The organism is Glycomyces algeriensis (assembly GCF_027622855.1).
In the GTDB taxonomy this organism is placed as follows: Bacteria; Actinomycetota; Actinomycetes; order Mycobacteriales; family Micromonosporaceae; genus Glycomyces; species Glycomyces algeriensis.
In genome coordinates, this window is record NZ_JAPZVR010000005.1 from 1 (window position 1) to 20,799 (window position 20,799).

Annotated in this window: 21 protein-coding genes; 9 read left to right on the forward strand and 12 right to left on the reverse strand. The window is 71.3% G+C overall.

What is annotated here, in order from left to right; translation table 11 throughout:
• Window positions 1-25: 25 nt before the first annotated feature.
• A complete protein-coding gene (locus O2L52_RS10810; protein ID WP_270115400.1) occupies window positions 26-496 on the reverse strand; it encodes a GNAT family N-acetyltransferase in 471 nt (156 codons plus the stop codon).
• Between the two features lie 435 nt (window positions 497-931).
• Here O2L52_RS10810 and O2L52_RS10815 point away from each other — a divergent pair, with 435 nt between their 5' ends.
• Window positions 932-2,005: a PP2C family protein-serine/threonine phosphatase gene (locus O2L52_RS10815; RefSeq protein ID WP_270115401.1), complete on the forward strand. Its 1,074-nt coding sequence runs from the start codon at window positions 932-934 to the stop codon at window positions 2,003-2,005.
• A gap of 120 nt (window positions 2,006-2,125) precedes the next feature.
• Here the strand turns inward: O2L52_RS10815 and O2L52_RS10820 are convergent, their stop codons facing one another.
• Window positions 2,126-2,263, reverse strand: coding sequence for a hypothetical protein (locus O2L52_RS10820; RefSeq protein ID WP_270115402.1), 138 nt, complete (start codon window positions 2,261-2,263; stop codon window positions 2,126-2,128).
• Window positions 2,264-2,517: 254 nt separating this feature from the next.
• On the opposite strand from O2L52_RS10820, the gene O2L52_RS10825 reads away from it, so the two are divergent.
• On the forward strand, window positions 2,518-4,356 hold the full coding sequence (locus tag O2L52_RS10825; RefSeq protein ID WP_270115403.1) for an acyl-CoA dehydrogenase: 1,839 nt from the start codon (window positions 2,518-2,520) through the stop codon (window positions 4,354-4,356).
• Between the two features lie 313 nt (window positions 4,357-4,669).
• Here O2L52_RS10825 and O2L52_RS10830 read toward each other — a convergent pair whose 3' ends face one another.
• Together O2L52_RS10830 and O2L52_RS10835 are read right to left on the reverse strand one after the other, a co-directional pair.
• Entirely contained in the window at window positions 4,670-4,990 is a 321-nt protein-coding gene (locus O2L52_RS10830; RefSeq protein WP_270115404.1) for a hypothetical protein, read from the reverse strand.
• An 18-nt stretch (window positions 4,991-5,008) separates the two neighbouring features.
• Entirely contained in the window at window positions 5,009-6,559 is a 1,551-nt protein-coding gene (locus O2L52_RS10835; protein WP_270115405.1) for a hypothetical protein, read from the reverse strand.
• 204 nt (window positions 6,560-6,763) lie between these two features.
• Here O2L52_RS10835 and O2L52_RS10840 point away from each other — a divergent pair, with 204 nt between their 5' ends.
• Both O2L52_RS10840 and O2L52_RS10845 read left to right on the forward strand, forming a co-directional pair.
• Entirely contained in the window at window positions 6,764-7,087 is a 324-nt protein-coding gene (locus O2L52_RS10840) for a hypothetical protein (protein WP_270115406.1), read from the forward strand.
• A gap of 9 nt (window positions 7,088-7,096) precedes the next feature.
• A complete protein-coding gene (locus tag O2L52_RS10845) occupies window positions 7,097-8,245 on the forward strand; it encodes a WXG100 family type VII secretion target (RefSeq protein WP_270115407.1) in 1,149 nt (382 codons plus the stop codon).
• Window positions 8,246-8,390: 145 nt separating this feature from the next.
• Here the strand turns inward: O2L52_RS10845 and O2L52_RS10850 are convergent, their stop codons facing one another.
• On the reverse strand, window positions 8,391-9,860 hold the full coding sequence (locus O2L52_RS10850; protein ID WP_270115408.1) for an alpha/beta hydrolase: 1,470 nt from the start codon (window positions 9,858-9,860) through the stop codon (window positions 8,391-8,393).
• A 100-nt stretch (window positions 9,861-9,960) separates the two neighbouring features.
• Window positions 9,961-10,521 carry an NUDIX domain-containing protein gene (locus O2L52_RS10855; RefSeq protein WP_270115409.1) on the reverse strand — a complete coding sequence of 187 codons (561 nt, stop codon included), beginning with the start codon at window positions 10,519-10,521 and terminating at the stop codon, window positions 9,961-9,963.
• A 61-nt stretch (window positions 10,522-10,582) separates the two neighbouring features.
• Here O2L52_RS10855 and O2L52_RS10860 point away from each other — a divergent pair, with 61 nt between their 5' ends.
• Window positions 10,583-11,047 (forward strand): GNAT family N-acetyltransferase, encoded by a 465-nt coding sequence (locus O2L52_RS10860; protein WP_270115410.1) that lies wholly within the window; start codon window positions 10,583-10,585, stop codon window positions 11,045-11,047.
• A gap of 5 nt (window positions 11,048-11,052) precedes the next feature.
• On the opposite strand, the gene O2L52_RS10865 is transcribed toward O2L52_RS10860, so the two are convergent.
• The 4 genes from O2L52_RS10865 to O2L52_RS10880 form a co-directional block, all read right to left on the reverse strand.
• Entirely contained in the window at window positions 11,053-11,754 is a 702-nt protein-coding gene (locus O2L52_RS10865) for an NUDIX domain-containing protein (protein WP_270115411.1), read from the reverse strand.
• A gap of 46 nt (window positions 11,755-11,800) precedes the next feature.
• Window positions 11,801-12,385, reverse strand: a complete 585-nt coding sequence (locus tag O2L52_RS10870) for a DUF998 domain-containing protein (protein WP_270115412.1) — start codon at window positions 12,383-12,385, stop codon at window positions 11,801-11,803.
• A gap of 142 nt (window positions 12,386-12,527) precedes the next feature.
• Window positions 12,528-13,127, reverse strand: a complete 600-nt coding sequence (locus O2L52_RS10875; protein ID WP_270115413.1) for a nucleotidyltransferase domain-containing protein — start codon at window positions 13,125-13,127, stop codon at window positions 12,528-12,530.
• Between the two features lie 52 nt (window positions 13,128-13,179).
• Window positions 13,180-14,196: an ABC transporter substrate-binding protein gene (locus tag O2L52_RS10880; RefSeq protein WP_270115414.1), complete on the reverse strand. Its 1,017-nt coding sequence runs from the start codon at window positions 14,194-14,196 to the stop codon at window positions 13,180-13,182.
• A gap of 135 nt (window positions 14,197-14,331) precedes the next feature.
• On the opposite strand from O2L52_RS10880, the gene O2L52_RS10885 reads away from it, so the two are divergent.
• Genes O2L52_RS10885 through O2L52_RS10895 form a run of 3 tightly spaced genes read left to right on the forward strand, consistent with a single transcriptional unit; the run spans window position 14,332 to window position 15,380 of the window.
• Window positions 14,332-14,847 carry a DUF2975 domain-containing protein gene (locus O2L52_RS10885; protein ID WP_270115415.1) on the forward strand — a complete coding sequence of 172 codons (516 nt, stop codon included), beginning with the start codon at window positions 14,332-14,334 and terminating at the stop codon, window positions 14,845-14,847.
• Window positions 14,847-15,062: a helix-turn-helix domain-containing protein gene (locus tag O2L52_RS10890; RefSeq protein WP_270115416.1), complete on the forward strand. Its 216-nt coding sequence runs from the start codon at window positions 14,847-14,849 to the stop codon at window positions 15,060-15,062. The genes O2L52_RS10885 and O2L52_RS10890 overlap by 1 nt, the downstream gene beginning before the upstream one ends.
• Window positions 15,063-15,083: 21 nt before the next feature.
• Entirely contained in the window at window positions 15,084-15,380 is a 297-nt protein-coding gene (locus O2L52_RS10895; protein WP_270115418.1) for a DUF1330 domain-containing protein, read from the forward strand.
• A gap of 44 nt (window positions 15,381-15,424) precedes the next feature.
• Here O2L52_RS10895 and O2L52_RS10900 read toward each other — a convergent pair whose 3' ends face one another.
• Both O2L52_RS10900 and O2L52_RS10905 read right to left on the reverse strand, forming a co-directional pair.
• Window positions 15,425-17,092, reverse strand: coding sequence for a hypothetical protein (locus tag O2L52_RS10900; RefSeq protein ID WP_270115420.1), 1,668 nt, complete (start codon window positions 17,090-17,092; stop codon window positions 15,425-15,427).
• The gene (locus tag O2L52_RS10905) at window positions 17,089-17,775 is read right to left on the reverse strand and encodes a hypothetical protein (protein ID WP_270115421.1); all 687 of its coding nucleotides are present in this window, start codon (window positions 17,773-17,775) and stop codon (window positions 17,089-17,091) included. The genes O2L52_RS10900 and O2L52_RS10905 overlap by 4 nt, the downstream gene beginning before the upstream one ends.
• A gap of 166 nt (window positions 17,776-17,941) precedes the next feature.
• On the opposite strand from O2L52_RS10905, the gene O2L52_RS10910 reads away from it, so the two are divergent.
• On the forward strand, window positions 17,942-20,788 hold the full coding sequence (locus O2L52_RS10910; RefSeq protein WP_270115422.1) for an AfsR/SARP family transcriptional regulator: 2,847 nt from the start codon (window positions 17,942-17,944) through the stop codon (window positions 20,786-20,788).
• Window positions 20,789-20,799 lie beyond the last annotated feature (11 nt).

The following is a 20,799-nucleotide window of genomic DNA, read 5'->3' on the forward strand; positions in this document are numbered from 1 at the left end:
CCGCCCGGAAGCAGAAATGCCTGGTCTAGGGCCGCTCGGAGCGCAGCTCCTTGCCGAGGTGGATCGAGCCGTCGGTGCACGCGTAATGACCGAACGGGGTGACCGGCGCGTAGCCGAGCACGCCGTACATGGCGACGGCCTCGGGCTGGCGCGGGCCGGTCTCCAGGATGACCCGCTTGCGGCCCGCCTCCGCGGCGGACGCCTCGACCGCGGCCACGATGAGGCTCGCGAGCCCCTGCCGCCGGGCGCTCTCGCGCACGTACACGCGCTTCATCTCGGCGTCCTCCTCATGGGAGCGCCAGCCGCCGCAGCCGGCGGGCTCGCCGGACTCGTCGAAGGCCACGATGAAATCGCCGTTCGGTGGGTGGAAGTCGTCCTCGCCCAGCTGCGTCTCGTCGCCGCCGCCGTAGCGGCGGACGTACTCGGCCTGGATCTCGGCGCAGAGCAGCTGCGCCACAGGGCTGTCGAACCGGGTCCTCGAAAGCGTGAATTGCACGCGTTCAACTCTGACATGACGCCCTAGCCCGCGCCAGCGCCGTGCGTCACGCGAAAGCCCCGCCCAAAGCGGACGAAAACCGACCGATCGGCCGAGGTGCGAATTGACCGTTCGGCCGCCGCGGCCGACCCGAACGCACAGACTTCGCGCTCACCCCTTCCGCGGCGTCCTCCACGGCCGGTATCGCGCTCGCGACCATTACGATCTTCACATCGGCGATGTGCAAATCGGGTCCGGCGTTCCGGGCACCCCGTCGCCTTCGAACGCACGCGTGCGCGCGATCCCTCCGGCCCCGGCCGGGCGCGCCCGGGGTGCGGGCCCGCCCGCGCCCGCATCTGTGCGGGAGCTTCTGCGAACGCGCGGGCGACCCGGCCGCGATCCGGTAGGAAGGAGGCATTCACCCATATGCGCACTGTGCAGCGACGGAGGCCCCAGATGGCCCGCGCTGACCGCTGGAACGGCTGGTCGGCGCCCTCGGTGCGGACGGCGTTCACCGCCGCGTTCGCGGTCGTGGTGGTCCTGGTCGGACTGCGCCTGACCGTGCGCGACGAGTCCCACGCGGTCTCGTGGCTGGCACTGCCTCCGCTGGCGGCCTCGGCGTTCCTGCCGTGGCGCTGGGTGGCCGGGGTCGGGCTCGCGAGCATGGCGGCGGCCTTCGCCTACCTCTGGGTCCTGTACGACTTCGCGATGGGCGGCGTCGCGTCGCACGGGGTGGACTTCCTGGTCGTGGCCGTGGCCGTGGTGATCTCGGCGGCGGTGGCGATCGTGCGCGAGCGCGACGACGAGCGGATGAAGCGGCTGACGCAGCTCGCGTCGGTCGTGCAGCAGGCGATCCTGCGGCCCATCGGGGAGCGCTTGGGGCCCTTCGACATCGCGGCCCGGTACGTCTCGGCGCGCTCGGGCGCGGAGATCGGCGGCGACCTCTACGAGGCTCTGAACACCGATTACGGGGTGCGGATCATCATCGGGGACGTGCGCGGGAAGGGCCTGGACGCGGTGCGGCTCTCGTCCACAGTGCTCGGCTCGTACCGGCATGTGGCGTTCGAACGCTCCGACCAGCGGTGCATGGTCAACGACCTGGACCACGCGGTGGCGCGGAACGCCGGCGACGAGGACTTCGTGACCGCGATCCTGCTGCAGGAGCGCGGCGGGACGCTGGAGATCATGAACTGCGGGCACCCGCCGCCGATGCTGGTGCGCGACGGGGTGGCCACCTACCTGGAGCCGGAGTCGATGGCGCCGCCGCTGGGGCTGAGCCCTTCGGCGCGGGAGCTGACGGTGCGGCTGCAGCCGGGGGACCGGATCTTCCTGTACACGGACGGCCTGGCGGAGGCGCGCAAGGACGGGGAGTTCTTCCCGATCAAGGAGCGGGCTTGGAGCCTCATCGGGCACGGCAACGTGGGCGACGGCCTGGCGTCCCTGGAGTCGGCGCTGCGGCGCTGGGTGGGCGGCCCGCTGACCGACGACATCGCGCTGCTGCTCCTGGACTACCGGCCGGAGACCGGCTGAGCGCAGACGGGCTGAGCGCGGCCTAGCACGGCCTGGCGAGGCGGCAGCGCCGCAGGTGGCGCAGCCTCGAGATCGTCTTGCGGCGCTTGGTGTACCGGACCGGGAGGCGGCGGCGGATGTTCACTGCGCCCCTTCCTCGGCCAGCACGGCGACGGGCACGCGGAAGACCCGGTGCAGGACTGGCCGGACGCGGCGGTGGCGTCCGATATAGGAGGGTCGCGCGCGAGAGGCGATGCGGTCGGCGACGGCTCGGATCATGGGGTGCTCCCGGTGGTTCGCACAGGCGGTCGGTCACACGGTTCAACGAGGCACTGGTGCGCAGGTTACGGCAGCGGCGACGAAGTCTCGGAACGCTCACCCGATCGATGGAACGGCGCGTGTCGGAGCAGTCGGAAATCGGACTGGATTTTCCTCGGAACACACTTTCCTCCGACCCGTCGGCGCGGCATACTTGAGCTTGCTACTGACGGGTAATATGATGAGGGTTACCACTGAGTAATGGAGGACCCGCAATGACGCACTTCCGCCACAACCTTCGAGACCTGGAGTTCAACCTCTTCGAGGTCTTCGGAGCGGACAAGATTCTCGACGACCCCGCCTTCGCCGACCTCGACGTGGCGACCGCCCGCGAGATCCTGACCGAGCTGGCGCGCCTGTCCCAGGACGAGCTGGCCAGCGGCTGGGTGGAGGGCGACCGCAACCCGCCCGTGTTCGACCCCGCCACCCACTCGGTGACGCTGCCCGAGTCCTTCAAGAAGGCGTACAAGGCGTTCATCGACGCCGAGTACTGGCGCCTCGACCTCCCCGAGGTCCTCGGCGGCACCATGGCCCCCCGCATGCTCTGGTGGTCCCTCGCCGAACTCGTGCTCGGCGCCAACCCGGCCCTGTGGATGTACGCCGCGGGCTCCTCCTTCGCGCACACCGCCCACCTCGAGGGCACCCTCGAGCAGCAGGAGTGGGCCAAGCTCTTCGTCGAGAAGGGCTGGGGCGCGACCATGGTCCTCACCGAGCCCGACGCGGGCTCCGACGTGGGCGCCGGCACCACCAAGGCGTACAAGCAGCCCGACGGCTCCTGGCACATCGAGGGCGTCAAGCGCTTCATCACCTCGGGCGACCAGGACATGACCGACAACATCATCCACTACGTCCTCGCCCGCCCCGTGGGCGAAGAGGGCGTAGGCGGGCCCGGCACGAAGGGTCTCAGCCTCTTCATCGTGCCCAAGTTCCTGTTCGACCCGGCCACGGGCGAGCTCGGCGAGCGCAACGGCGTCAACGTCACCAACCTCGAGCACAAGATGGGCCTCAAGGTCTCGGCCACGGCCGAGCTCACCTTCGGCGAGAAGTCCCCTGCGAAGGGCTGGCTCCTCGGCGAGAAGCACGAGGGCATCCGCCAGATGTTCCTCATCATCGAGTACGCGCGGATGATGGTGGGCACCAAGGCGATCGCCACGCTCTCCACCGGCTACCTCAACGCGCTCGACTACGCGAAGAGCCGCATCCAGGGCCCGGACCTGCTCAAGATGGCGGACAAGGCCTCGCCCCGCGTGCCGATCATCAAGCACCCGGACGTGCGCCGCTCGCTGCTCATGCAGAAGAGCTACGCCGAGGGCCTGCGCGCGCTCGTCGCCTACACCGCGTCCTGGCAGGACAAGTCCCGCCTGGCCGAGATCGCCGGGGACGACGAGTCGGCCGAGACCGCGAAGAAGGTCAACGACCTCCTCCTCCCGCTCGTCAAGGGCTGCGGCTCCGAGCGGGCGTACCAGCTGCTCAGTGACGAAGCGCTGCAGACGTTCGGCGGCTCGGGGTACCTCCAGGACTACCCGCTCGAGCAGTACGTGCGCGACGCCAAGATCGACACGCTGTACGAGGGCACCACCGCGATCCAGAGCCTCGACTTCCTGTTCCGCAAGATCCTCAAGGACAACGGCGAGTCGCTCATGGTCGTCGCGGGCGAGATCATGGAGTCCACGCAGGACGGCCACGCGGAGCTCGAGGAGGTGCGCGGGAAGGTGCTGCGCGCGCTCGGCGACGTGCAGGGCATCCTCGAGGCGCTCCAGCCGGCGCTCATGGCCGCGATGGGCGACGAGCCCCGCGAGCTGTACAAGACCGGGCTGCACTCGCGGCGCCTGCTGCTCGCCGTGGGCGACCTCATGGTCGGCTGGCTCCTGCTGCGGCAGGCCGAGATCGCCCAGAACAAGCTGGACGAGGGCGCCGACGACGACTTCTACCGCGGCAAGGTCGCGGCGGCCAAGTTCTTCTCCAAGGAGGTCCTCCCGCGCCTCACCGCCGACCGCAAGGTCGTCGAGTCCGCGGACCTGACCCCCATGGACCTGCCGGACGAGGCCTTCTAACCCGCTCCACGGTCACGGCACCGGACGAGGTCCTCCAACCGGGCCCCGCTCCACTGTCACGACAAGACGTCCGCCCGGACGCTGGTGGTCGACCCGAGCCGCACTGGACGGCGAGTGCTCGACATGAGCCACGCTCGCAATGCCGCCACTTTCAGGTGACATTCCGGCTCGGAAGCCCGATCGCGCGGGTTTTCTGTCGGACCCCGCCGCGACGATCGACAGGTCCCCTTTTGGGTGGGTGGGGGATAGGGACGGTCCGTAACGGTCCGGGCCACAAGCTGGCGCACACCACCCCCTACCGGCCAAGACGCCTCTACGCAGTCGGGTCGAAGGTCCCGATGTCGAAGTAGACCGCCGCCGGGTCGTCGCCGCTCGTCGTCTCGGCGAGCGCCGCGTCCAGGCCGTAGAGGGTCCCGCGCAGGTACTGCAGGTTCCGCCACATCGCGGCGTGGAACTCCAGGTACTGCCCCGTCGCGTTCGCCGCCGCGCCCGGCGCGGTGCCGAACGCCGGCGCCCGGCTCAGGGTCCCGGTCGCCAAGACCGGCAGCAGCTCGTTCTCCAGCTCCTCGATCAGCTCTACAAGGAACTGCCGGTACTCGCCGATCGCCTCAGGGTCGAACACCCGATCCGCCATGGCCCTGCCTCCACTCGCCTAGTTGTAGGGGTCTTCTCGCGGCGGGACCCAGCCCCACGCGTTGTCGGTCTCGCGCCGCGCCAGGTTCGGCGGCGCCTCCTTTTCGTCGTCGTCCGTCTTCTTGTCCGGATCCGAACGCTCCGAAGCCTTCCCGCCCCTGCTCGGCGCGCCGCCCGCGTTCTGCGTCTGGAACAGGCCCGGGCCCCGCCCGCCGCTCGACGAACTCGTCGACGTCGTGGCAGCGGTCGTCGGCGAGGCCACCGCCGGGCCGAACAGCCCTTGCGGCACACCGCCGGTCGCGCCCGGCAGCACCGCGCCGCCCACGCGCGCACCGCTGCCGAACGAGCCGCCGCCGGCGCCCCCGGCCCCGCCTCCGTAACCGCTGCCGCCGCTCGCGAGACCGCCGGAGACCTCCTCGTCCTCGCTGGCTTCCTCGGCCTCCCAAGGCGTCTCCTCGGCCTTCACCGTCCCGTCCCCGCCCGGCGGGACCGGGCTCGGGTCCTGCGTCGCCTGCGGCGGCACCGGCGCGGCCGGCTGCTCCGCCTCCGGCACCGCAAGATCCATATAGGATTCATCAGCGCTGCTCGGGTACAGACGGTCCTCACCCGTGGTCCGCACCGCCTCCAGCTCCGCGCTCTGGCCGTCCCGCTTCTGCGCGATCGCCTCGTCGATCGCCGCCTGCCGCTCCACATACGCCGCCAGCTCGGCCGCCACCCGCTCCGAGAAGACCTCCTTCGCCTCCTCGCCCACGAGCGCCCGCACATCGGCCACCAGCGCTCCGAGGCCCGAGAGCTGCTGCCCGACACGCTCTTCGATGAACTCCCGCACCTCGGTCGCCAGCCCCGCGTCGGCCCCCGCCAACTCCAGCGCCTTCTCGGCCTCCTCGCAGGTCATCGTGATGCAGTCCCCGTGCCACCAGGCCGGGCGCACATGCAGCGCCACCAGGGCCGACCACTCGCCCTCGGTCCCCACCATCGGTGCGGGGTAAGGGATCTCGCCCGAATCGCCGCCCTGCAGCGTGTACATCGCCGACTCCCGGGAGGCCAGCTCGGCCACCGTCGCCTCGATGTCGTCGAGTGCGCCCTCCACCAGGGCCCGCGCCTCCCCGGCCTGCGCCGCGAACGCGTCGAAGTCCTCCCCGGCCCAGCCCTCGGCGAGCAGGGCCAGCTTCGACTTGAACCGCTCCGGCCACGTCCCCAGCTTCGACCCGATCTCCTCGGTCCAGCCGGTCCGCAAGCGCTGCAGCGAGAACGCGTCCGCATCCTCCGGCCGCACCGCTGTCACCGCCGCCCGGAAATCCTCCTCGGTCGGGTACGCCATGCCCTCGCACCGCGGCTTGAACCGGTCCCGCTGCCCCTCCACCGGCACCGCGGACGCCAACTGCACCCACGCCTCCTCGGCCGGGTGCGCCGCCGGATGCGGGCACTGCGCCGCAGAGCACCCGGCGCGGTCCCCCGAGGCGAGCGCCGAAGTGTCGCCGAAGCTGAGCGTGAACTCGAACGTCGGCAGCTCCAGCGAACCGGCGGCAGCGGCCCAGTCCCCACCGTCGTCGAAAAGCGCATCGGTCATCGGCGGCGCACCTCCTCACGTGACGGCCCGGAAGCCGGGCCTCGTTTGCGTCTGCGCCCCATGGAAGGCGGCGCCGTCACGAAACCGTCATACGTTGATCAAGTGCGCGCCGGGACCGACCCGTGACAGGGCGCGCGACAGTACTTCCGACGCCGCCGGGCGTCCGCCCGGGAGGGCGTCGACACCTCGGAGAAGGAGGAGCCCATGACCGTGCACATGGACGTTGACGATGTGCGAACGGGCGGCACCGGCCTGCGCGGCCTGGCCCCCAACAGCCAGGCCGCGTCCAGGCGGGTGGAGCGCCCGGCGGCGACCGCGGCCGAGAGGAACACCGGCTTCGCGACCGGCGAGGCGGGCCGCCGCTGGCAGACCGCGCTCGCCGCCGTCTCGACGGGGCTCGAGCGCCGCCTCACCTGGCAGGGCGACCAGGTCGTGGGCAGCGCCGACGACCTCGACGCCGCGGACAAGGAGATGAGCTCCCGGTTCGGCGGCATCCAGAGCCAGATCACGACCACGCCGAAGCCTTAGGAGGACCCCATGCCCAGTTACCAGGACGCGCTCTCGGCCCAGCCTTCGGAGTTCCTCGCCTACGCCTCCGAGATGGCGGCGGCCGCAACGGACCTCGCGACGCAGCAGACCGACTACGGCGCCAAGGTGGCCGAGATCAACAGCCACTGGAGCGACACCGCGAACGACGCCTTCAACGGCGAGGTCGGGAACGTCAACGCGCACATCACGCAGGTCATCGGCGAGGTCGGCGCGACCGCGAGCAGTCTCGCGGGGACGGCCGCGCAGATGCTCCTCGAGTGCACCGGCCTCAAGGCCGCCGATGCGGCGCTCAAGGCGATCGGGTTCAACATCCAGCCCGCCCCGATGGTGACGCTCGGTCCGGCGCAGCGCACCGCGATCGCCATGGCCGGCCCGTTCGGCGGCATCCTCGAGGCGGCCCTGCAGGCCCAGGCGATGGCCGGGACCCTCGGCCTCCAGACCCTCACCTCCCTCGTCAACGCCGCGGACGCGACCGCTGGCGCGGTCCTCACGCAGGCCGCTGAGCTCCTGAAGCCGTTGGAGGACAAGTCGAACCCGGCGAAGGACATGGAGTCCCACAAGGCCGCCGAGGACCACTCGGGCGCCGGCGCCGAGGAGCCGGGCGAGGAGGAGTCCGAAGAGGAGGAAGAGAAAAAGGAAGAAGAGGAGCAGGAGGAAGAGGAAGCAAAGCAGGAGGAGCAGCAGCAAGAGCAGCAGCAGAACCAGACGCCGCAGGACGGCCAGCAGCCCACCATGCCCGAGAACCCCTCCGGCATGGAGGACCTGGCGCAGCCCGAGATGCCCGAGCTCGACAACCCCTGGGACGCTTCCGAACTCGAAGACCCTGAGCTCCCCTCCGGCGGTCTCGCCTCCGGTGGCGGCGGCATGGGCGGCGGGGCCGGCGGCCTTGGATCGGGCGGACTCGGCGGTGCCACGACCCCCGCGGGCGGCGGCATGGGCGCGGCGACGATGGTCGGCGCCACGGCAGGAGGCGCCGCTGCCAAGTCGGGTGCCGGCGGCATGATGGGCGGCGGCGGTGGCGGACGCGGCGGCGGGGCCGGCCAGGACAACGAGGTCGAGCGCGAATCGTTCCTGACCGAGGACCCGGAAGAGGACGTCTGGGGCATCGGCAAGGCCGACGACGACCCGTACTCGTAAGCGGGGCATGGCACGCGAACCGGGCCCGGATCGCCACGGCCCTCGGCGTCGCGAAGCAGGCGGTGCACCGGAAGCGGTGGCAGGACCGCTGACGCAGTGAGGCCGCGGCCGCATCTTCAGACGCGGCCGCGGCCTCATTGCCCCCTCACTCCACGCCGGGGCAGCGCAAGCCGTCCTCCGGGACCGTGAGGTCGATGAAGTAGGCGTCGATCGCCTCGTCCAGGCACGGCGTCTTCAGGCCGTACGCGGTGTGGCCGAAGCCCTCGTACGTCACCAGGGCGCTGCCGGTCTGCTCGGCGACGCTCTCCGACCACGGGTAGACGGTCGCGTAGTCGTGCACCGTGCCGACCAGCACGATCGGCGGCGCGCCCTCGATGTCAAGCGGCCCTTGCGGATTGGTCGGCTCGATGCCCGAGCCGGAGCAGAACAGCGGCAGGCCCGCGTACGGGCTCCACTCGGTGACGGGGTACTCCTCGGCGAGGCGGTCCATCATCGCGTCCCACTCGGCGAACTCGTCGATGCGGAAGTCCCAGTCCTGGCAGAACATCGGCATCTCAGGGAACTGCCGCAGGGCGGCGCCCGCCTCCTCGGCGGGCGCGACGAGCGCCGCGGGTGCGGCGGTGCCGTCGCGCATGGCGCGCAGGCCCTCGGCCAGCGAAGGCCAGGCCGCGGGCTGGTTGGCGCCGAACGCGAAGCGTGTCAGCCGGAAGAAGTCCAGCGGCGCGCCGCTGCCCGGGTCGGTCAGCTCGCCCGCCCGCGCCCGGTCCTGGAGCTCCTCATAGACCGCGACCGTGCCCGCGCCGTGCAGCGCGCAGTCCACTGTGGTGTCGCACCACTGCGCGAACTCGCCGAAGTTCTGCTCGAACGCGGCGGTGCCGGCGCTGATGAACTCCCACATCGAACGCTGCGAGTGGTCCTGGTTCCCGTCGAGCACCATCGTGCGGATGCGCTCGGGGTACCGCTCGGCGTACTGCTGGCCCATCAAGGTGCCGTAGGAGAAGCCGAGGTAGTTGAGGTCGCCCTCGCCGATGGCCCGCCGGATCCGCTCGATGTCCTCGACGACGTGCAGGTTGTCGGCGTGGTCGAAGAGCGGGCCGGTGAGGTCCCGGCAGGAGTCGGCGGTGGCCCCGCTGAGCTCGAGCTGCGCCGCGAACGCGGCCTCGGTGGTGGGGATCGGATTGGACTGGAGCGCGTTCGCGAGGCCGGCGTCGCAGTTGATCGGGGTGCTGCCGCCGACGCCGCGCGGGTCGAAGCCGATGAGGTCGAACCGCTCGGCCGCGTCCTCGGCGAGGGCGTACTCGCCGTTGATGACGTCCTGGACGCCGGAGCCGCCCGGCCCGCCGGGGTCCATGAGGATCGAGCCGATGCGCTCGTCGGGGTTCGAGGCGGGACGGCGCGCGAGCGCGATCTCGATCCGCTCCCCGCGCGGGTTCGCGTAGTCGAGCGGCACTTCGACGGTGGCGCAGTCGAACTCGGGGGCTTCGGCGCAGGGCCGCCAGTCGATGGCCCGGTGCCCGGCGCCGTCGGTCCCGGCGACCGCCGCGCCCGGCACGAGCGCGAGGACCGAGGCCGCCGCGGCGCCCGCGGCTTTGAGGTGTCTGCTGGTTTTTCGCATGGCTTGGACGCTATGCCGGATCGGCGCCCGCTACATTGCAGCCAGCACCACCAAATCTCTTGGGGCCCACGGTAAAAGCCCAGGCCAGCTCGTTAATGACTCAGGGCAGGTCGCCCAGGTACACAGGCCCGCTGCCGCTGCCGCTGCCGCTGCCGCCTCCGCCCCCGGTCCCGCCCCCGGTCCCGGTCCCGGTCCCCAGTGTGGCAAGCGGCTCGGCCAGTCCCAACGGCAGCAGGACCAGCTCCCCGATCGCGGCCAGCCGGTGCCAGATGACCGCCGTCTGGGTCCCGTCCGGCGCGGACGCCTCGACCGCCGCCGCGGGGGTCGGCTGCGCGCTGAAGTACAACTGGAGCTGCTGCATCCGGGTACGGTGGTGCGGGTTCCCGGGATGCCGCTCCGGCAGATACTCGCGGACCCACAGGAGGTCCCCGACACTGACCTGCAGCCCGGTCTCCTCCAGCACTTCCCGGACGGCCGCCTCGGCAGCCGTCTCGCCCTGCTCGACGCGCCCGCCCGGCAGCACATGAAACTCGCGGCCCCCAGCGCGGTGCCGCACCAGCAGTACCCGCCCCTCCCGGTCCACGACCACCGCCCGGGCACTGACCCGCGGCTCATCAGCGCGCAGCCGCGCGACGGCCCGGTCAGTCGCTCGATCGTCCACGCCGCCAGCGTATCCGCCCCGCCCGCCGCGTCCGTTCCGTCGGCTCCGTAGACTCGACTCGGTGGACATCGAGTTCCGTTCCGCCCGCGCCGACGAGGCGCCGCTGATCACCGAGCTGGCGCTGCGGTCCAAGGCGCATTGGGGTTACGACCCGCACTTCATGCACGCGATCCGGGACGAGTTGACGTACTCGCCCGAGATGTGCGCGTCCGGCACGCTGGTCGTCGCCGAGCGGGCGGGTCGGCTCCTCGGCTTCTACCGCCTGGTCGAGGGCGTCCCGGAGAGCCGCCTCGAATCCCTGTTCGTGGATCCGCCCGCGATCGGCATCGGCGTGGGTCGGGCCCTGCTCGAGCGCGCGCTGCACGCGGCCGAGGCGCTGGGCGCCCGGTCGGTCACCCTCGAAGCGGACCCGTACGCCGAGCCGTTCTACGCCAGGTTCGGTGCGGTCCGCATCGGTGAGACCCCCAGCGGGTCCGTCCCCGGAAGAGTCCTGCCGCACATGCGTTTCGACCTCCCCGGGCGCTAAGCGCTTCAATCGATCCGGGCCGCGAGGAGCGGCCCGGCGACACGGAGGGTCTCGGTCCGCGACATGTGGATCCGGGCCTCGTCCGCGATGGGCCCGCCCGCCGCGACGACCGCTCCGGCGGCGGCCAGGTCCGCGAACACCGTGCCCGCGGCGACCAGTGCGAAGGCGCTGAGCGGCAGCCAGACCAGGGCCGCGATGTCCGGATCGTCGGGCTCGAATGCGGCCGGTTCCTCGGCGAACTCCGCGAGGAACATGCAGAAGTAGGTGAACGGCCCCGCCGGGAGATCGGGTCGGAACGGCGTGAACGGGTAGTCGTTCGTGAAGCGCTGCAGGATGAACGGGCCTGGCGCGTCGTCGGTGCGCGACTCGCGCAGTTCATCGCTCTCGATGTCGTGCAGGTACGTCCGGTCCGAGGACACGAGCCGCACCGGCACGCCGAGCTCTTCCCGGGCTTCGCGTTGTGCGCAGTTCCAGACGTCCTCGCCCGGCTCCATGCCGCCGCCGACACCGCCGACATACCAGTCGGTGCCGCTCGCGTCCGCCGCGTTGATGCCATTGGCGTTCAGTGCGATCAGCAGCTTGCCGTTCTGCACTAGGAGCACTCCGGCGCAGAACGGCCGGCCGGCGGTGAGCCGCCGGATCGCCACGGCCTCCGTGGCCTTCAGCCAGAGCCGGGCTTCGGTCGAGTCGGTGTATTCGCGTGTCATGGCGCTGCCTCCCTTGCCGAGTCCCGACCGTACTCGACACGGGTGGTCAGTGCTGCGTCTCGGCCCGCTGGATCGCTTTGGCCGCGAGGCACATCCAGGCGAGGTCGGCGGCGATCGCGAGGCGTTCGGTGAGGCCGATGAGGTTCGGCAGCTCGCGGAAGAGCATCGCGTCGAACGTGCACACCATGAACAGCGCCATGGCGACTGCCGCCGCGATCGCGACCGGGAACAGTGCGGTGTGCTCGCGCCGGCGGCGGCTGAAGAGCAGCGCGCCGATGTTGCAGCATACGAGTCCGATCCAGGCCGCGATGCCGTGCACCTGCTCGGAGGTCGACGGATTCGCCCACTGGCCGGGCGGGTCGGCCGGGAACAGGGCGGCGAGGAGGACGCCGACGGCGAGGATCCCGAACAGGACGCGGGCGGCCCGTTCGCGGACGGCGAGCGCGAGTGCCGCCGCCGCGATCGTGAACGCGTACAGGCCGACGGAGACGAGCCATCCGTGGCCGGTGTTGACGTAGCGGCTGACGGTCTCGGCCACCGGGCTGTACTCGCGGTTGACCAGGTCGGAGAGGAGGAACGCGCCGGCAGTGAGGGCCGCGGCGCCGAGGATCAGAGAGGTCTTGATTCGCATGGCGCGAAGGTAATACGGCGCAATGGCCTTGTCGTACGCCTGTGGTCGCTGATTCCGGAACGGCAGTACGACACGGGAGTGACAGGAGGGAGTGCGTTGTACTGCGCGGAGCGGATCATCGCTGCTCAGGCCCGGGGGTGGATCAGACGGTGAGCCGGTCCTTCCAAGGGTGCTCGCCGTATGCGAGCGTCATGGCTTCGCGGAGCCATTGGCGTTGCGCCGCATCTAGTTTCGGCTGCATTGCGGCGAAGTCCCGCTCGTCCTTGGGGCGGGCGCCTTTGGCCTTGTAGAGCAGTTGGACCTCGGGCGCCAGGTACGGGAGGCCGTCGGGGTTGATGAGGCCGATGTCCGCGACGGGCCGTCTGATCCGGGGGTCGCGGCGCGAGACCCAGTCTGCGTCTTCGGCTTCGTCGAGCATGAACTGGATGCGCCAGGGGGCGTCCGCGCTCGGGCGGCACCAGATGTCGTGGACGGCGGGCGGCAGGATCTCGCCGGCCGCCCAGGGGCGCAACGTGCCCGGGGGTTCGGCGGCCCACCACTCCCAGCCGGGGAGGGCCAGCTGCGCCGCGAGCTGGTCGCGGCGCAGGAGCAGGACGTCGATGTCGGCGTGCTCGCGGAACGGCGCGCCGACCGCGAACTCGATCGCGTACCCGCCCGCGATCCACCACGGCGACTCGACCGCCGAGAGCCGTTCGGCGACCTCGTTCGGGGAAGCGGGCTCCCAGCGGGTCAGATCGATCATCCGCACATTCTCCCGCCCCGGGGCCGGCGGCGCGAATGGGTTGCGGTGCGGCTCAGCCGGTCACCGGCCGGGCGTCGGTGACGGCCTGGGCGATGCCCTCCAGGATCTCGGCCGAGCCGAGGTGGGAGTAGACCGGCTCGGAGTTCCAGGCGAAGACCTGCCCGGCCGCGACGGCCGAGATCGCGTTCCAGGTCGGGTAACCGGCCAGGTCGTCCGGCTGGAGGTTGCCGGTGCGGGCGTCGAGGAAGACGAGGTCGGCGTCGTACTTGGCGGCGTTCTCCCACGACAGCGCCTCCCAGTAGCCGCCCTCGTCGGTCGACTCGGGCACCACGAGGTCCAGGCCGAGCTCGACGCATTTGACGAGGACGTTGAAGTTCGGCGGGTTGGCGACGTTGAAGTTCTCGCCGTACGCGTTGGCGACCAGCACCCGGATCGGGTTGGCGGCGGCCGCGGAGCGCAACGTCTCCACCGCCGCGTCGTACCGTTCGATCGCCGCGGTGTTCGCACTCGTGGTCAGGTCGGCGCCCAGGGCTTCGGCGAGCCGGGTGTGCCTGTCGATGACCTCGTCGAGGGTGCCGTTGGAGATCTCGACACCGACCGTGGGCGCGAGCGACTCGACCTCGCCGACGTTCTCCTCCGGGAGATACCACAGTGGATAGCCCTCGTAGTGGTGGGAGGCCAGCAGCTGCGGGTTCAGCGCGGCGAACGCCTCCATGTCGAACTCGCCGTACACGTTCCCGAGGATGTCGAGGTCGTCGACGGGCAGCCGCCCGGCCTGCGGGTCCGCGGTGCCGTCCTCGGCGATGGTGGGTCCGTAGACGTGCTTGATCGCGATCCCGTAGTCGTGCAGGGCCGCGGCCAGGCCGGTGAACGCGACGATCGTGACCGGCGGGGCTTCCAAGTCCACCGTCTCGCCCCGGTCGTCGGTGAAGGTCCACGCCTCGCCGCCGGCGCTCCCCTCGTCACCGTCGGAACAGGCGGCGAGCAGCGCGGCCCCGCCGAGGCCGCCCGCGGCGGCGATCAGCCTGCGGCGCTTCAGCTTCGAGTGCAGGTGAGAGGTGGAAGCCATGGGGTGCTCCTCGGGGATGCGAGTCAGAACCGGAAAGATGTTCGTTAGCCTAACCTAAGTTCTCGCCTGCTTCGCTTTCATGTCAATCGCGCCACACCTATTGATTTTCGATAGGAATCGATTGATAATCGATGCATGAATCGCTTCTCGATCGCCGCGCTGCGGCTCGGCATCATCGCGGCCTTCCTCGGCGGCCTCTTCGGGCAGATCGTGGTCGCCCCCAACACCGTCGCCGACACCGTCTTCTCCTCATTCATCGGCTCCTACAACGAGCTCCGCCCCTACGTCGTGGCCTACACGACGGTCGCGGTCCTCGGCATCGCGTGCATCCAGGTCGCACTGGTCGCCCTCTGGCAGCTGCTCGCGATGATCAAGTCCGGCGCCATCTTCTCGCTCAAGGCCTTCCGCTGGCTCGACACGATCATCGGCGCCGCCCTCGGCGCGACCGCGCTCGCGTTCGGCGTCGCCATGCACTTCACCTTCGGCGTCATCCCCTACAGCGAGGACCAGTCCATGGACGCGCTGGGCGCCTGGGGCGGCTCGATCATCTGCGTCGGGGTGGGGCTCGCGTTCGCGATGCTCATGGTCATCATGCGCGGGCTCCTCCGCAAGGCCACCGACCTCGAAACCGAGATGGCCGAGGTCGTCTGATGCCGATCATCGTCGACCTCGACGTCATGCTCGCCAAGCGCAACATGTCCGTGGGCGAGTTCGCCGCCGCGGTGGGCATCACCCCGGCCAACGTCGCGGTCCTCAAGAACGGCAGGGCGAAAGCCGTCCGCTTCAGCACCCTGGAGGCGATCTGCCGCGTCCTCGGATGCCAGCCCGGCGACATCCTCCGCTGGGTTCCCGACGAGGGCGCCTAGCCGCCGGGGATCATGGACGCCATGACCGACGCGCCGATCGAACTCTGCTGCCTCCTCCGGGCCCTCCCCGGCGCCGAGGAGGCCATGACCGCCTACGAGGACAAGGTGACCGCGCTCGTCCCCGAGCACGGCGGCGAACTGCTGTCCCGCGCGATCGGCGACGGCGCGGACGGCAACCCCCACGAAGTCCACGTCTACCGCTTCCCGAACCAGGCCGCCATCGACGCCTACATGGCCGACCCCCGCCGCCTCGCCCTCGCCGAGGAGCGCGACCGCACCGTCGCGAGCACGGTCCTCTTCCCCGTCCGCATCCCCTGACGCCGAGGGGCCCGGCACCGAAGTACCGGGCCCGTCCTTGCGGCTCAATAGGTCTCGATGTAGTAGCACTCCTCATAGGCCGTGCCCGAATCGAGGTCCCAGACACCGTAGTACGGGGTCACGTACTCGTCCGTCGCCTTGACGACCATCTCGTACTCGCCCGCCGGGAGCGACACGGTCTCCCACACCGCCCACCCGTCGGTGCACTGGCCCGCGCAGTCGTCGCACCCGCCGATGGTGAAGCTCCCCGTCTCGGGCCCGTCGTAGAGGATCTCGAGCGTGTAGCCGGACGAGTTGCCGATCGCGAGCTCCATCGAGCCGCCGGTCGAACCTGCCGGGTCGGGGTCGGCGAGGTTGTCGCCGCCGCTGCTCGCATCGGCGATCTCCTCGCGGATCTCGTCGATGCGGGCCTGCTCGGCCGCCTCCTCCGCTTCCCGCTCGCGCTCGGCCGCCTCCTCCTCCTGACGCTGGCGCTCCTCCTCGGCCTCTCGTGCCTCCTGGGCCGCGATGTCGTCGAGGATCGCTTGCGCGGCAGGGGTGTTCGGGTCGTCGGGGACGGTGGTGACGAGCTGTCCGAGCAGGACTTTCGTCGCGGTGCGGTCGCCGCGCGCGTACGCGTCGTCGCCGCAGTCGAGCAGGATTCCCGGGAGCCGCGCCGCGGCGTCCTCCACGGCTGCCGCGGTGAGCGCGGCGACCGTGGCGTCGTCCCCGAGTTCGAGACTCCAGCCGACGCGCTGGAAGTAGTGGAGGACGGTGATCTGCTCGCACTTGCCGACGGCCGTGGCGGAGGCGACGGCGTCGTCGTACATCGCCTGCACCGCTTCCGGCGCCGCCAGGCCCGCGTCCGTGTCGCCGAACTCGTCGGCCAGGAGCGCGTGGATGCCGATCGCCGCGGTGTAGTCGGCGGCGGCGGTCAAGGGGTCCTCGGTCAGCGCCGCCGCCTCCGCGCGGTGGACCTCGGCCAGCTCCTCGCGGGCGATGTCCTCGCCGGGAGCGTCGGCGAAGGCGAGATAGGCCTGGTAGGCCTCGACGGTTGCGCGGTACTCGCCCTCCGAGGCCGTCTGGCGAGCCTCGACCAGCACCGCGCACTGCTCGCGGTCCTGCGCCGCGAGCGGCAGCACGCCGCTGAACGAGAGCTGGTAGCGCAGGTCGATGCGGTCGTAGTGGCCTTCCGCGGCGACGCAGTCGCCGGTCTCGTGGGCGGCCAGCGCCGCCTCGAACTCGTCGTTCGCCGCACCGCGGAGGGCCAGCACCCCGACGACGAGGGCGGCGAGGAGGACGGCGCCGACCGCAGTCATCGTCCAAGAAGGACGGGCGGGCGCGGCTGCCTCGGGAACCTCTTCCCGAGCGAGCACGTCGTCATCGAGCGGGTCTTTGCTGATCAGGTCGATCAGTGAGCGTTTGACGTCCTTGACCGACCCGGACCCGGGGCCCTGAGGCGGTACCGGAGAACCGCCGATCCTCCACGCGTAGAACGCCATCCACCCCAGCCACAGCACTGCTAGTCCCAGCCAGAGTCCGGGATTGGAGGCGACCGCGCCCGCGGCGAAAATCGCAGATAGTGCGGCCGTGGCGGCGAGGTGCCAGACCCCGGCCTGGTAGCGCCGCAGGTGGAAGAAGCCGAGGCTCAGACCCGACAGGTTGAGCAGTGCGGCGTTCCAGCGCCGTCCGGGGCCGGGCTTGAGCCGGTCGGTGATGCTTCGCGCCGTCACCGGCCGGACCCTTCGGGAACGTCGCCGAGGATCTCGGTCAGGCGCTCAAGTGCTTTCGCCTGCGCCGCTTGGATGGTCGCGGTGGACTGGACCGACAGCTCCTCGCACTCGGTGTCGAGCGTGGCGTTGGGGACCAGGAACTTGAACTCAGTGAGCCGCCCTTCGACGTTGACCTCCGCGGAGCAGAGGTCGTCGTCAGTGGTGTGGGCGAACCGCTCGTGCGCGCTGCGGGCGATCCGGTCGCGCAGCTCGTCGCCGGCGCGGTCCGGGACGCGGGCCTCGACGAGGTCGGCGTGGGCGCGCTCGAGGAGCAGCACGTACTCCGAGCGGGCCGCCTCGGCCGCCGTCCACGCCGCCTGGATCGCGTCGGCCACCGCCGGGTTGCTCAAGCGGTCGATCGTCGGGCTCAACGCCAGCGACTGCAGGCGCCCCAGGTAGTCGAGGCGCAGCCACGCCACCCGGTCGGCGTCGGTGCCGTCGAAACCGCGCTGCGTCAGCTCCTGCGTGAGCGACTCGGCCCGCTCGGCGAGGTCCGCCGCCGCCTCGTACCGGCCCCGGCTCGGGGCCGCGTCCAACGCGCGGTCGACGCCCTCGCGCACCGCCCCGGCGGGGAGCCGCGCGGCGGCGTGGCGCCCGGCGGCCAGGCGGTCCTCGTAGTCCTCGGGGATCTCGATCCGGTTCATCGGTGTGCCTCCTCAAGAGCTGTGGAACGGCAGCGTCGCCCGTGCGCTCACGGATCGGTCACCGATCGGTCATGCCCCCGACGGCGCGACTTCGATGAATGCGTCACTTATGCCCTTGTGGGACACTGGAGGACCCTGTCCCGGTCTGGAGCGAAGGCGGAACACCATGCCCCACCTCGACGTGCGCCTGCTTGGGCCCCTGGAAATCCGAGTCGGCGGCGCGCCGGTCGCGATCCCCCGCGGCAACACCGCGACAGTGCTCGCGATCCTCCTCGACGAAGCGAACAGCGTGGTCCCGCTCGAGAACATCGTGCGCGCGGTCTACGGCGTCGACATCCCGCAGGACCCCGAGACGCAGGTGCAGAACACCATCGGCGTCCTGCGCCGCAAGCTCGGCGCCGCCCGGGACCGGGTCGAGACCGTCGGCCGCGCCTACCGCTTCACCATCGGCATCGAGGAACTGGACACCCTGCGCTGCAAGGGCAATGAAGACCGCGCCCGCACCCTCCGCCGGGAAGGGCGCCTCGACGAGGCCGTCGCCGCCTTGCGCGACGCCCTCGGCGAATGGCGCGGGCCCGCCCTCGCCAACCTCTCGGGGGCCACCGTCGACTCCATGCGCCGCCGCTACGACGAGCACCGCCTCGCCCTCCTTGACCGCCGCATCGCCCTCGACCTCGAGCTCGGCCGCGCCGCGGAGGTCGTCGACGAACTGCGCCAGATCGTCGCCGTCCACGGCACCCGCCAGCGCTTCACCGCGCTCCTCATGCGCGCCCTCCACCTCTCCGGCCGCACCACTGAAGCCCTCGAAGCCTTTGCGGCCCTGAAGGAACGCCTCGCCGATGAACTCGGCGCGGACCCCGACCCCGTGCTCCGCGACCTCAACGCCGCGATCCTCCGCGAAGTCCCGCCCGCCACCGGCGCGGGCGCGCCCCTGCTCGCCCCCGAACCGCCGTTCCCGCGCCGCGTCCCCGCGATGCTCCCGCGCGCGAACACCCGCTTCACCGGCCGCACCGACCAGATGCGCGTCCTCGACGGCCTCCTCGACGCGGCTGCGGGCACCGCCGGTCTCGCCGTCATCGCCGGCATGGGCGGGGTCGGCAAGACCGCGCTCGCCGTCTCCTGGGCCCACCGGGTGGCCCACCGCTTCCCCGACGGGGTCCTGTACTTCAACCTGCGCGGCTTCGACCCGCTCGCGCCGGGGGCCGACCCGAACACCGTGCTCGGCGAGGCGCTGGTCGCGCTCGGCGTCGAGGCCCACCTGCTCCCGGCCGGGTTCGACGAGCGGATCGGCCTGTACCGCACCGTGCTCGCCGGGCGCAGCGTGCTCGTCGTCCTCGACAACGCCCGAGACGCCGCGCAGGTGCGCCCCCTCCTGCCGGTCGCGCCCGGCTCGTTCACCCTCGTCACCAGCCGCGACCGCCTCACCGGGCTCGACGCCACCGAGGGCGCCGACATCGTGCCGCTCGACCTGCTCTCCGACTCCGAGGGCTGGGCGCTCCTGGTGCGCCGCATCGGCATGGACCGCGCCATGAACGAGGAGCGCGCCGTTCTGCGGATCGCCGCGTCGTGCGGGCGCCTTCCTTTGGCGCTCACGCTGATCGGCGCGTGGGCCGCCGCCCACCCGCAGCTGCCGCTCTCGTCGCTCGCGGACCGGCTCGACACCACCACGAACGTGTTCCGGGTCCTCTCCTCCTCCGACCCCGCCTCCGACCCCAGGTCGGTCTTCGCCTGCTCCTACCAGGCCCTCGGTTCCCGTGCGGCGCGCGCCTTCCGCCTCTTCGGCCTCCACCCCGGCCCTGACCTGACGGTCACCGCGATGGCGAGCATGATGCAGGTCGCCCCGGGCGACGCCGAGGCGGCCCTGCACGAACTCGCGGACATGCACCTCGCCGACCAGCAGCGCGAGGGCCGGTTCACGATGCACGACCTCCTCCGCTCGTATGCGAAGGAGCGCTTCAACGAGGAGGTCGGCGAGGAGCAGCAGACGGCGGCCGCCCGCCGGATGATCGAGCACTACCTGTTCACCGCCCGCATCGCGGAGGCGACCGCCTCCGCCCGCAGCGGTCACTCCGACCTCTTCGACCTCGGCGAGCCCGCCCCCGGCGTCGTCCTCGAACCGATCCGGGACACCGGCGCGGCGTCCGCCTGGCTCGACGCCGAGGACGAGGTCCTCCGGGGCATCGTGGACCTCGAACCCGATCGCGGCGACCTGCACGCCCGGGTCTGGCAGCTCCGCTGGGCCCTCACCGAGTCCATTGTGTACCGATTCGCCTCCCGGGGCCGGCCCGAGGCCCGCACGGCTGCGATCGCCGCGACCGAGCGGGCCGGGAACACCCTGGACCTGCTCGTCTCCGGCAGCAGCCTCACCGGCCCGATGCTGCTCGTGAGCACCGAGTCGGCCCTGCACGAGCAGCTGGCGAGCGTATTCGAGGAGGCCGCGCGCGGGCACAGCCCCGGCGCGAAGGCGCTGGTGAGCTACACGCTGACCGTGGGCACCGGCGTGGAGGACTGCGACGAAGCGGCCCGCGGCTATGCGGCGCAGGGCTACCAGTACTTCGTCGACCACGGCAACCAGTTCTGGGCGAACCGGATGCAGTACGCGATCGGCTGGCACAGTGCGCGACTCGGCGAGTTCGGCGAGGCCCGCGCGTGCTTCGAGCGCGTCGTCCGCGACGCCGTGCCCGAACGCCGGCCGCTCGCCAAGGCCAACACCGACCTCGGTTTCGGCTACGTCGCGCATTCGGAGGGGGACTACCGCACCGCGATCGGCCACTTCACCGAAGCGCTGGTCTGGTACCAGGCGAACGACTTGGAAGTGAGCGCCGCGTTCGCACGCGACAACCTGGGCGACGCCCGCGCGGCGCTCGGCGAACCGGCCGCCGCGCGAAGCGAATGGGAGGCGGCGGCGACCGCCTACGAGGCGTTCGGCCTCCTCGCAGAGGCGGCACGCGTGCGCGCCAAAGCGGCACCGGCCCCGGCGGTCGACATCGCAAGCGGCGACAGCGCGCGATAGCGGCCCCGGCC

What these genes read in the sequence shown, in the direction of transcription:
- O2L52_RS10865 (WP_270115411.1), bottom strand. Translation starts at nt 11,754, where the DNA reads ATGACACGCGAATACACCGACTCGACCGAAGCCCGGCTCTGGCTGAAG.
- O2L52_RS10835 (WP_270115405.1), bottom strand. Translation starts at nt 6,559, where the DNA reads ATGACCGATGCGCTTTTCGACGACGGTGGGGACTGGGCCGCTGCCGCC.
- O2L52_RS10885 (WP_270115415.1), top strand. Translation starts at nt 14,332, where the DNA reads ATGAATCGCTTCTCGATCGCCGCGCTGCGGCTCGGCATCATCGCGGCC.
- O2L52_RS10870 (WP_270115412.1), bottom strand. Translation starts at nt 12,385, where the DNA reads ATGCGAATCAAGACCTCTCTGATCCTCGGCGCCGCGGCCCTCACTGCC.
- O2L52_RS10825 (WP_270115403.1), top strand. Translation starts at nt 2,518, where the DNA reads ATGACGCACTTCCGCCACAACCTTCGAGACCTGGAGTTCAACCTCTTC.
- O2L52_RS10830 (WP_270115404.1), bottom strand. Translation starts at nt 4,990, where the DNA reads ATGGCGGATCGGGTGTTCGACCCTGAGGCGATCGGCGAGTACCGGCAG.
- O2L52_RS10895 (WP_270115418.1), top strand. Translation starts at nt 15,084, where the DNA reads ATGACCGACGCGCCGATCGAACTCTGCTGCCTCCTCCGGGCCCTCCCC.
- O2L52_RS10850 (WP_270115408.1), bottom strand. Translation starts at nt 9,860, where the DNA reads ATGCGAAAAACCAGCAGACACCTCAAAGCCGCGGGCGCCGCGGCGGCC.
- O2L52_RS10890 (WP_270115416.1), top strand. Translation starts at nt 14,847, where the DNA reads ATGCCGATCATCGTCGACCTCGACGTCATGCTCGCCAAGCGCAACATG.
- O2L52_RS10815 (WP_270115401.1), top strand. Translation starts at nt 932, where the DNA reads ATGGCCCGCGCTGACCGCTGGAACGGCTGGTCGGCGCCCTCGGTGCGG.
- O2L52_RS10875 (WP_270115413.1), bottom strand. Translation starts at nt 13,127, where the DNA reads ATGATCGATCTGACCCGCTGGGAGCCCGCTTCCCCGAACGAGGTCGCC.
- O2L52_RS10820 (WP_270115402.1), bottom strand. Translation starts at nt 2,263, where the DNA reads ATGATCCGAGCCGTCGCCGACCGCATCGCCTCTCGCGCGCGACCCTCC.
- O2L52_RS10845 (WP_270115407.1), top strand. Translation starts at nt 7,097, where the DNA reads ATGCCCAGTTACCAGGACGCGCTCTCGGCCCAGCCTTCGGAGTTCCTC.
- O2L52_RS10905 (WP_270115421.1), bottom strand. Translation starts at nt 17,775, where the DNA reads ATGAACCGGATCGAGATCCCCGAGGACTACGAGGACCGCCTGGCCGCC.
- O2L52_RS10840 (WP_270115406.1), top strand. Translation starts at nt 6,764, where the DNA reads ATGACCGTGCACATGGACGTTGACGATGTGCGAACGGGCGGCACCGGC.
- O2L52_RS10910 (WP_270115422.1), top strand. Translation starts at nt 17,942, where the DNA reads ATGCCCCACCTCGACGTGCGCCTGCTTGGGCCCCTGGAAATCCGAGTC.
- O2L52_RS10880 (WP_270115414.1), bottom strand. Translation starts at nt 14,196, where the DNA reads ATGGCTTCCACCTCTCACCTGCACTCGAAGCTGAAGCGCCGCAGGCTG.